Genomic DNA, 7,569 nt, shown 5'->3' on the forward strand with positions numbered 1-7,569 from the left:
CTCCCCTTGCGGTCCGTCGTCGCCACAGGTGAAAGACGGGGCGAACGCGCCGCGCTGTCCAGGTTGAAAAAGGTTCAATTTGCCGGTGTGCACGACCGGTTCGATCCAGGATCGCACCGGATCGAACCGGGCGCGAGTGTTTCGGCGCGGACCTAGAGTGAGGACCGTGCCCGGCACCCCGGTCAAGCCGATGCTCGCGGTCACCGGGGAGCTGCCCGCAGGCCCCGGCTGGGTGCATGAGTTCAAGTGGGACGGGGTACGGGCGGTCGGCGACTTCACCGGGGACGCACTGCGGCTCTACGCCCGCTCCGGAGTCGAGATCACCGCCGCCTATCCGGAACTCGCCGCGCTCCGCGCCCAGCTCGCCGAGTGTGGGCTGGCCGACGCGGTACTCGACGGCGAGGTGGTGGTACTGACCGAGCAGGGGCAGCCGTCGTTCACCGCGCTCGCCGAGCGGATGCACGTCCGGGAGCCGGCCCGGGCCGCCCGGCTGGCGGCGAGCCTGCCGGTGACGTACATGATCTTCGACCTGTTGCGCCGGGACGGGGCGGACCTGACCGGGTGGCCGTACCGGCGTCGCCGGGAGGCGCTGGAGGCGCTCGGCCTGGCCGGGCCGCGCTGGGCGGTGCCGCCGGTCTTCCCGGACGGCCCGGCGACCTACCAGGCGGCCGGTGAGCACGGGCTGGAGGGCGTGGTCTCCAAGCGGGCCGACGCGGTCTACCGGGCCGGGGTCCGGTCGCCGGACTGGGTGAAGGTGAAACTGGAGGTCACCGACGACTTCGTGGTCGGCGGCTGGCGGCCCGGCGTACGCCGGATCGGTGGGCTGCTGGTCGGGGTGCCGGCGCCGGACGGCGGGCTGGTCTACCGGGGGCGGGTCGGCGGCGGCATCGGCGCGGCGATCGAGCGGGACCTGCTCGCCGTGCTGGAGCCGCTGCGCACCGGCGGCTCGCCGTTCGTGTCACCGGTGCCCCGGGAGGATGCCCGGGGCGCGATCTGGGTGACCCCGCAGATCGTCGTGGAGGTGAAGTACGGCCAGCGCACGCCGGACGGCCGGCTACGGTTCCCCCGGATCCGCCGGCTGCGCACCGACAAGACCGTGGCGGACGTCGATGGCACGTGAGCAGCGGGTACGGGTCGAGGTCGAGGGCCGGGGCCTCGAACTGTCCAATCTGGACAAGGTGCTCTATCCGGCGTCCGGGTTCACCAAGGGGGAGGTGATCGACTACTACACGCGGATCTCCGAGGCGCTGCTGCCGCACCTGCGCAACCGGCCACTGACCCGGATCCGCTACCCGAACGGCGTCGACGGCGCCTTCTTCTTCGAGAAGAACGCCCCGGCCAGCACCCCCGACTGGGTACGCCTGGAACGGCTCCCGTCGCCCGGCTCGTCCAAGGCCCGGGAGGTGCTGGACTACGTCGTCTGCGACGACCTGCCGACGCTGGTCTGGCTGGCCAACCTCGCCGCGCTGGAGCTGCACACCCCACAGTGGAAGGTCGGCGCCGAACCCGACCTGATGGTGATGGACCTCGACCCGGGCGCCCCGGCCGGGCTGGCCGAGTGCTGCGGCGTCGCCCTGCTGATCCGGGAACGGCTGGCCGCCGACGGCGTCGACAGCTATCCGAAGACCTCCGGCCGCAAGGGCATGCAGTTGCTCTGCCCGATCTCGGGGCGACAGTCCGCCGACACCGTCTCGGCGTACGCCCGGCGGATCGCCGACGAGCTGGCCCGGGATGCGCCGAAGTCGATCACCGCCCAGATGGCGAAGCGGCTCCGCCCCGGCAAGGTCTTCATCGACTGGAGCCAGAACAACGCGGCGAAGACCACGGTGGCGCCGTACTCGCTGCGGGCCCAGCCGGTGCCGGCCGTCTCCACCCCGCTGCACTGGGCCGAGGTCGAGGCCGCCGCCGAGGGCGAGCCGGGCGCCGTCCGGCAGTTCCCCGCCGCCGAGGTGCTGTCCCGGATCGAGGAGTACGGCGACCTGCTGATCGAGCTGCTCGACGGCGGCCCCGAGCTGCCGACCCGGTGACGCCAGTGGCCGGCGGCCGGTGAAGCCGATCTGAAGCCGCCGCCTGGCACCCTCGACGCGACTGTGCTCCACAACGTACGGGGGAAAGACGTGTCGTCCTTCAAGGCCGATCCGGCCGTCATCCGCGAGTTCGGTGCCACGCTCACCGGCCTGGTCAACGACTCCGTGGGCGCACAGCAGTACGACGAGAGATGGCTGGAGATCAGCGCTTCCTCCGGGCCGCTTTTCCAGACGGTGTTCGACGCCGTCGCCGCGATCAGGAACCAGTTGCTGCTCTCCTACACCCAGCTGGAGAACGTACTCAGACTCTCCGCCGAGGAGGTCGAGCGGGCCGCCCAGTACTACGAGACCACGGATGCGGCGGCGGCTGCACAGCTCGACCAGACCTACTGAGCGTCGGCGGAGAGGAAGGAAACGGAAACCGACATGGCCGACCCCCTGGACGAACTGATCGACCCGAAGGTCGAGGACCCGATCCCGGACAAGCTGGAGAACTACCTCGGCATTTCGCAGTACGTCAGCCCGTCGTACTGGCTGGGTGAGGCGATGAACCTCGTCCTCGGCGCCAACCCGTTCCAATGGGCCGCCGAGCAGTTCACCGGCGACTGGCAGGCGGTGCAGACGGCCGGCAAGGCCGTGCAGACCCTGGCCAACTTCAACGAGGCGTGCGCGGGTGCCCTCAACTCCGCGGTTGCCGCCGTCGGCTACGGCTGGGAGGGGAACGCCCGGGACGCCGCCGACGACTACTTCAGCGGCGTCGTACAGGTGCTCAGGGGCCAGATCAGCGTTCTCGTCCAGCTCGGTTGGCAGTTGGACGTGACCGCGTTCAGCGTCTACGAGACGGCCGGCGCCCTGAAGGGTCTGCTGGAGGGGCTCGCCGACCTGCTGATCGCGATCGGCATCGAGATGGCCGCGACGGCAGCCTCGGCTCCCACCGTCATCGGCCCGATCCTCGGCGGGGCCAGCATCGCCTTCACCGCCAGCCAGGCCGTCGCCAAGTGGAATCAGATCCTGAGCCTGCACAGCGCCATCTGGAACGCCGTGCAGGCGTTCAGCGGAGTGGTCGCCGGCCTGCTCGGCCAGGTGAGCGACACCAGCCTGCCGTACCTGCCGGCCAGGGAGTACGACCACCCCGGGGTGCGACCGCCGGCGGAACCGCCCGTTTCCCACCACCGCGACTGAGCCGGAGTACCAGATGAGACCACCGAAGGACGACGAACCGCTGCTCGACGTCGCCGGAGGCGACCCGGCGCTCTCCCGCCACCTGCGCGACTCGTTGAAGACGCTCGGCGAACGGACCGACGACCCGGAGTTCCGCCGGCTGGTGGCCGACGTGCTGGAGGGCCGGCGCGGACTCCGCGAGGTGGCCACCACCCCGGCCTTCGCCTCGGCGATCAACCCGCGACTGGAGCAGTTCGCGCAGCGCTGGGCGGAGATCCCCGAGGAGGAGCGGGCCGAGCTGGCGGACCAGGGCGAGCGGGAGTTCACCGCGCTGCGCCAGCGGCTGGAGCGGGAGCGCCGCGACCGCGAACGCTGGTGGCGCGACCACCCCGACGGGTACTGAGCCCGTTCCCGCCCACCTGCCAACGCCTGATCGGTCTCCTTTGTGGCGGCGCCCTTCCGGCCGCGCTCCGGCCCGCCCGGGGGAAGGTGTGCTGCACCGTGTTCGGGCGGGCCGGAGTGGTGATGTTGCGCGGGGGAATTAGCTGCCTCCGATCAATCACCTCCTTCAGATTCGGTACGCCCGGCGCGCGGGAACGCGTCCCGGATCGCCGACGCGTCGGGGGCGGAGGTGGCGAGGGTCATCGGGATGGCGATCACCGGCCGCGCCTCGGTGCGTAGTACCCGCAGTACCCGCACGTCTCCGGCCGCCGTGGTCACCCGCAGTCCGGAAGGGTGGTCCATGGCCGTGAGAACGGTCTCCACCCGCAGGATCTCCGGTCGCTGCGCTCGGTGCAGCAGGCCCGCGACGAAATCGAGGAACTTCACCACGTCGGCCGTCGTCTCGCTACGCCCGGGAGGGGTAAGGACCAGGTACGTCGTGCCGCCACCCGCGTGCGCTATCCGGATGCCGGGCGTGTCCATCTCGCCGCCGAACGGCGCCACCGCAACGATGTCCGGGTTTCCGGACGCGCGGATGGTCTCGGCGACGAGCCGCGTCAGCTCGGTCTCACTCATGCGTTGTCCGCCTTCCTGTTTCCTCGGTACCCGGGGGACCGGTTTACCTCCACCCCGGCCCGCGCGACCTGGCAGCGAGCCGGACCGGGCTCCAGTCCTCCCGGGTCCGTCGGAGGCCCCGCCCGATCCCGTCCCCGCCTCACCCACCTGCCTGGTGAGGCCGACCGGGCGGGGCCATACGCCGCACGACGACCGGTACGCGGTGCAACCCGCCGTGCCGGGTCGGGTGCTTTTTCCTTCTGCCGAACGCGCCCGAATCGCCGTGCTTGGTATCCATGCTGGACCGCGCGACCGAATGGCCGGAAGATGGAAGACGTTCATGGATGGGTCAGTGTGAGTACACGCGCGAACGACAGGTGACGATAATCGTGAGTGACCATCAGGATTTGCGGTCCTGGCTCCGACAACTGCGCGTCGCCCGGAAGCTGTCACAGGAGAAAGTCGCGGCGGCGCTCCACGTGTCGAAGTCGCTGATCCAGCAGTTCGAGAGCGGAAAGCTGACCCCGCAGGACGACACGGCGGAGCGCCTGGACGAGTTTTTCGGTACGGGCGACGAGATCCGCAAACTCGCCAAGATCGAGCGCGAAGATCGGCAACCCTGGCTGCGATCGTGGTTCGAGCAGGAGCGCCGCGCGATGCTGCTCCGCACCTGGGAGCCGCTGCTGATACCAGGGCTGTTGCAATGCGAGGCGTACATGCGCGAGGTCTTCTCGGCGGTGCCCCGGAATGCCGGCCGGATCGACGAACTGATCGCCACCAGGCGCGAACGCCAGGCGAACACGATCCTCCGGGACGACCCTGTCGCACTCTCCGCCATCATCGGAGAGATCGCGTTGCGCCGTGGGCCGCGTGAGCTTCTAAAGGAGCAGTGGGGCTACCTGGTCGACGCGGGCCACCGGCCTCATGTAAAGATCCGGGTCATCCCTGCCGAGGCGGAGGGGATCCACGTCGGGCTGTCCGGGTCGTTCAACATCGCGTCCATGCCGGACGGGCGCCGGTCCGGCCTCATGGACGACCAGTTGACCGGGCATCCCGTGATCAACCATGGCGACCTGGGGCACCTGGACCTAGCATGGGAAGAGATCGACGCGCTGGCACTCCCCGTGCTCCAGACCCGAGACCTGATCCTGCGAATGCTAGAGGATGCGAAATGAACACTCAGCCACTCTGGCGGACTTCCACCCGCAGCAACGGCACCGGCTCCTGCGTGGAAGTGGCCGACAACCTCCCCGGTCGGGTGCTGGTTCGGGACAGCAAGGACCGGCAGGGACCGGCGCTCACCTTCGGCCCGGTCGCCTGGCGCGCCTTCGTCCAACTGGCCCGCGAGACCGCCTGAGGCCGCTCATTCCACGTTGTGGCAGCGGCGGGCCGAGCGCGTACGCGCTATCGCGCGGCGTTGTACTCGGCGAAGATGACGGCATCGTCGCAGGTCAGCGAAGCGTGCCAGACGTCGGCTGCCGCGACAGCCTTACGGTCCAGGTACTCGCATCGCCTCGGCGACGACGGCTGACCGGTTGCCGCCGCCGACCGCCGAGTCGAGTTCGGCGCTGAGATCAGCGTCCCAGGTGATCGAGATGCTGACCGTCACGGCATCGATGCTGCCCCGGCACTCCTGGCGCTCGTGGTGTTGGCCGTCGACGCTGGGCGCTTGGCTCTGCATGGCTGCCCACCTCACCGGCCGATAGCCCGCAGCGCGGAAGGGTAACGTGACCACCATGAACCTGGAGGAGCTCGCACAGCGGGTCGCCGCGCTGGAGGCGGAGTTCGGTGTACTTCGCCAGGAGGCGGCCGCGGCCCGTGCGCTGGCGGCCGGCGCCGACCGCGATGTCGCCGACTACCGGGCCGAGTTGCGGGGGCACACCCGCACGCTCAATGCGTTGCGGGAGACGCAGCTTGAGCAGGGGCAGGCGATCACTGAGCAGGGGCAGGCGATCATTGAGCAGGGGCAGGCGATCATCGGGCTCAGCGAGAAGGTCGATCAGCTGACCGGGACGGTCGGCCACCTCCGCGACCAGCACGGCGCGAGCCTGACCGAGATCGTGGGACTGCTCAACCAGCTGATCGAGCGCGACGGCCGGCAGGAGTAGCCGCCCTCGGCGCCCCGATGGCCGGCTGCCACGACGGCTGTGAATGTGACCAAGACCGGGCCGGTAACTCTGCGTAACGCGCGAACGTTCAACGCGGCGCGCTGCTCGGCTTCCGGATTTGCCGATGAGTGGACGCGCGATCGTGGCCGGCAGGCGTGCGGGTGCGTCCGGCGGCTGATCGCGACGCTGCGGATTGCCGGTGGGCGGTCGGTGACCGTCGTAGGTCAGAGGTAGTTGACGCCGGTCAGTTCCTCGGCTGCCGCCCACAGCCGCTTGCCGACGGCCGGATCGGCGGCCTCCCGGCTGAGCCGGGCCTCTGTGACCCTGCCCCGCGTCTCCCAGAGCCCGGACGGGCCGAAGAACTGGCCGCCCCGCACACCGGGCTCGGTCGCGGCGCGCAATTGCGGCAGCGCGCCCTGCTCCACCGGCTGGGTTGCCAGCAGCCCGGCCCACGCGATCAGCCGCCCGAACCGGCCACGGTGCTCCCAGGCCCGCGGAGTCAGGTTGGTGCGAGTGAGACCGGGGTGGGCCAGCGCGCTGACGATCGGCGCTCCGGCGGTGCGCAGGCGACAGTCCAGTTCGATGCCGAAGACCGTGGTGGCGAGCTTGGACCGGCCGTAGGCGGCGACCGCCCGGTAGTCACGTTCGAACATCAGGTCATCGAAGTCCAGATGCGCGTTCTTGTGGGTGATCGAGCTGAGAGTGACCACGCGGGCTTCCCGCGCCGCGGCCAGGTTGCCGAGCAGCAGGCCGGTCAGCGCGAAGTGGCCCAGCATGTTGGTGGCGAGTTGCAGCTCGAATCCGTCGGCGGAGGTGCGGCGCGGGCCAAGCAGCACTACGCCGGCGTTGTTGACCAGCAGGTCGATCGCCGGGTGGTCGCCGGCCAGCTTCGCCGCGAAGGCCCGCACGGAGGCGAGGGAGGCCAGGTCCAGCTCGCGCACCTCGACGTCGCCGCCGATCTGGCGGGCGGCCTCCTCGCCGGCGGGGGTGTTGCGAACGGCGAGCACGACGTGGGCGCCGTGGCTGGCCAGTTCGGTGGCGGTGACCAGGCCGAGGCCAGAGTTCGCGCCGGTCACGACGGCGACCCGACCGCGCTGGTCGGGGATGCGGTCGGCGGTCCATCCGGTCATCTGCCGCTCCTGGAGGTTGTCGGTGCGCTGGCCCATCGACCGTAGGAGCGATCCGCGCCGGTCCGGTCGTTCTCGGTTGCCTAGGTCTGAGGGACCTACCTTCGGCCGTCCGGGCCGCGGCACACTTGCGGCATGAACAGCCCTCAG

Annotated in this window: 11 protein-coding genes; 8 read left to right on the forward strand and 3 right to left on the reverse strand. The window is 70.3% G+C overall.

From position 1 onward, the window contains the following. Positions 1-166: 166 nt before the first annotated feature. From ligD (Pma05_RS32230) to Pma05_RS32250, 5 genes are all read left to right on the forward strand, one after another. Entirely contained in the window at positions 167-1,120 is a 954-nt protein-coding gene (gene ligD, locus Pma05_RS32230) for a non-homologous end-joining DNA ligase (RefSeq protein ID WP_203861253.1), read from the forward strand. After that, complete coding sequence (gene ligD / locus Pma05_RS32235; RefSeq protein ID WP_203861254.1) at positions 1,110-2,027, forward strand: non-homologous end-joining DNA ligase; 918 nt, start codon at positions 1,110-1,112, stop codon at positions 2,025-2,027. Before ligD (Pma05_RS32230) ends, ligD (Pma05_RS32235) begins: the two co-directional genes overlap by 11 nt. A gap of 90 nt (positions 2,028-2,117) precedes the next feature. Further along, on the forward strand, positions 2,118-2,420 hold the full coding sequence (locus Pma05_RS32240) for a type VII secretion target (protein WP_203861255.1): 303 nt from the start codon (positions 2,118-2,120) through the stop codon (positions 2,418-2,420). 33 nt (positions 2,421-2,453) lie between these two features. Continuing rightward, the gene (locus tag Pma05_RS32245) at positions 2,454-3,209 is read left to right on the forward strand and encodes a WXG100 family type VII secretion target (protein ID WP_203861256.1); all 756 of its coding nucleotides are present in this window, start codon (positions 2,454-2,456) and stop codon (positions 3,207-3,209) included. Between the two features lie 13 nt (positions 3,210-3,222). After that, entirely contained in the window at positions 3,223-3,591 is a 369-nt protein-coding gene (locus Pma05_RS32250) for a hypothetical protein (RefSeq protein WP_203861257.1), read from the forward strand. 152 nt (positions 3,592-3,743) lie between these two features. On the opposite strand, the gene Pma05_RS32255 is transcribed toward Pma05_RS32250, so the two are convergent. Further along, positions 3,744-4,205, reverse strand: a complete 462-nt coding sequence (locus tag Pma05_RS32255) for a hypothetical protein (protein ID WP_203861258.1) — start codon at positions 4,203-4,205, stop codon at positions 3,744-3,746. Positions 4,206-4,573: 368 nt separating this feature from the next. On the opposite strand from Pma05_RS32255, the gene Pma05_RS32260 reads away from it, so the two are divergent. Both Pma05_RS32260 and Pma05_RS32265 read left to right on the forward strand, forming a co-directional pair. After that, on the forward strand, positions 4,574-5,359 hold the full coding sequence (locus Pma05_RS32260; protein ID WP_203861259.1) for a helix-turn-helix domain-containing protein: 786 nt from the start codon (positions 4,574-4,576) through the stop codon (positions 5,357-5,359). Further along, positions 5,356-5,541: a DUF397 domain-containing protein gene (locus Pma05_RS32265; protein WP_203861260.1), complete on the forward strand. Its 186-nt coding sequence runs from the start codon at positions 5,356-5,358 to the stop codon at positions 5,539-5,541. The genes Pma05_RS32260 and Pma05_RS32265 overlap by 4 nt, the downstream gene beginning before the upstream one ends. Positions 5,542-5,673: 132 nt before the next feature. Here Pma05_RS32265 and Pma05_RS32270 read toward each other — a convergent pair whose 3' ends face one another. Continuing rightward, entirely contained in the window at positions 5,674-5,865 is a 192-nt protein-coding gene (locus tag Pma05_RS32270; RefSeq protein ID WP_203861261.1) for a ribbon-helix-helix domain-containing protein, read from the reverse strand. 55 nt (positions 5,866-5,920) lie between these two features. Here Pma05_RS32270 and Pma05_RS32275 point away from each other — a divergent pair, with 55 nt between their 5' ends. Continuing rightward, a complete protein-coding gene (locus Pma05_RS32275; protein WP_203861290.1) occupies positions 5,921-6,292 on the forward strand; it encodes a hypothetical protein in 372 nt (123 codons plus the stop codon). 224 nt (positions 6,293-6,516) lie between these two features. Here Pma05_RS32275 and Pma05_RS32280 read toward each other — a convergent pair whose 3' ends face one another. Next, positions 6,517-7,422, reverse strand: a complete 906-nt coding sequence (locus Pma05_RS32280; protein WP_203861289.1) for an oxidoreductase — start codon at positions 7,420-7,422, stop codon at positions 6,517-6,519. Positions 7,423-7,569: the final 147 nt, after the last annotated feature.

The sequence above is a fragment of the Plantactinospora mayteni genome (genome assembly GCF_016862935.1).
Classification (GTDB): domain Bacteria; phylum Actinomycetota; class Actinomycetes; order Mycobacteriales; family Micromonosporaceae; genus Plantactinospora; species Plantactinospora mayteni.

Coding starts and splice junctions, on each gene's coding strand:
- Pma05_RS32255 (WP_203861258.1), bottom strand. CDS start 4,205: ATGAGTGAGACCGAGCTGACGCGGCTCGTCGCCGAGACCATCCGCGCG.
- Pma05_RS32275 (WP_203861290.1), top strand. CDS start 5,921: ATGAACCTGGAGGAGCTCGCACAGCGGGTCGCCGCGCTGGAGGCGGAG.
- Pma05_RS32280 (WP_203861289.1), bottom strand. CDS start 7,422: ATGACCGGATGGACCGCCGACCGCATCCCCGACCAGCGCGGTCGGGTC.
- Pma05_RS32245 (WP_203861256.1), top strand. CDS start 2,454: ATGGCCGACCCCCTGGACGAACTGATCGACCCGAAGGTCGAGGACCCG.
- Pma05_RS32250 (WP_203861257.1), top strand. CDS start 3,223: ATGAGACCACCGAAGGACGACGAACCGCTGCTCGACGTCGCCGGAGGC.
- Pma05_RS32270 (WP_203861261.1), bottom strand. CDS start 5,865: ATGCAGAGCCAAGCGCCCAGCGTCGACGGCCAACACCACGAGCGCCAG.
- ligD (WP_203861254.1), top strand. CDS start 1,110: ATGGCACGTGAGCAGCGGGTACGGGTCGAGGTCGAGGGCCGGGGCCTC.
- Pma05_RS32265 (WP_203861260.1), top strand. CDS start 5,356: ATGAACACTCAGCCACTCTGGCGGACTTCCACCCGCAGCAACGGCACC.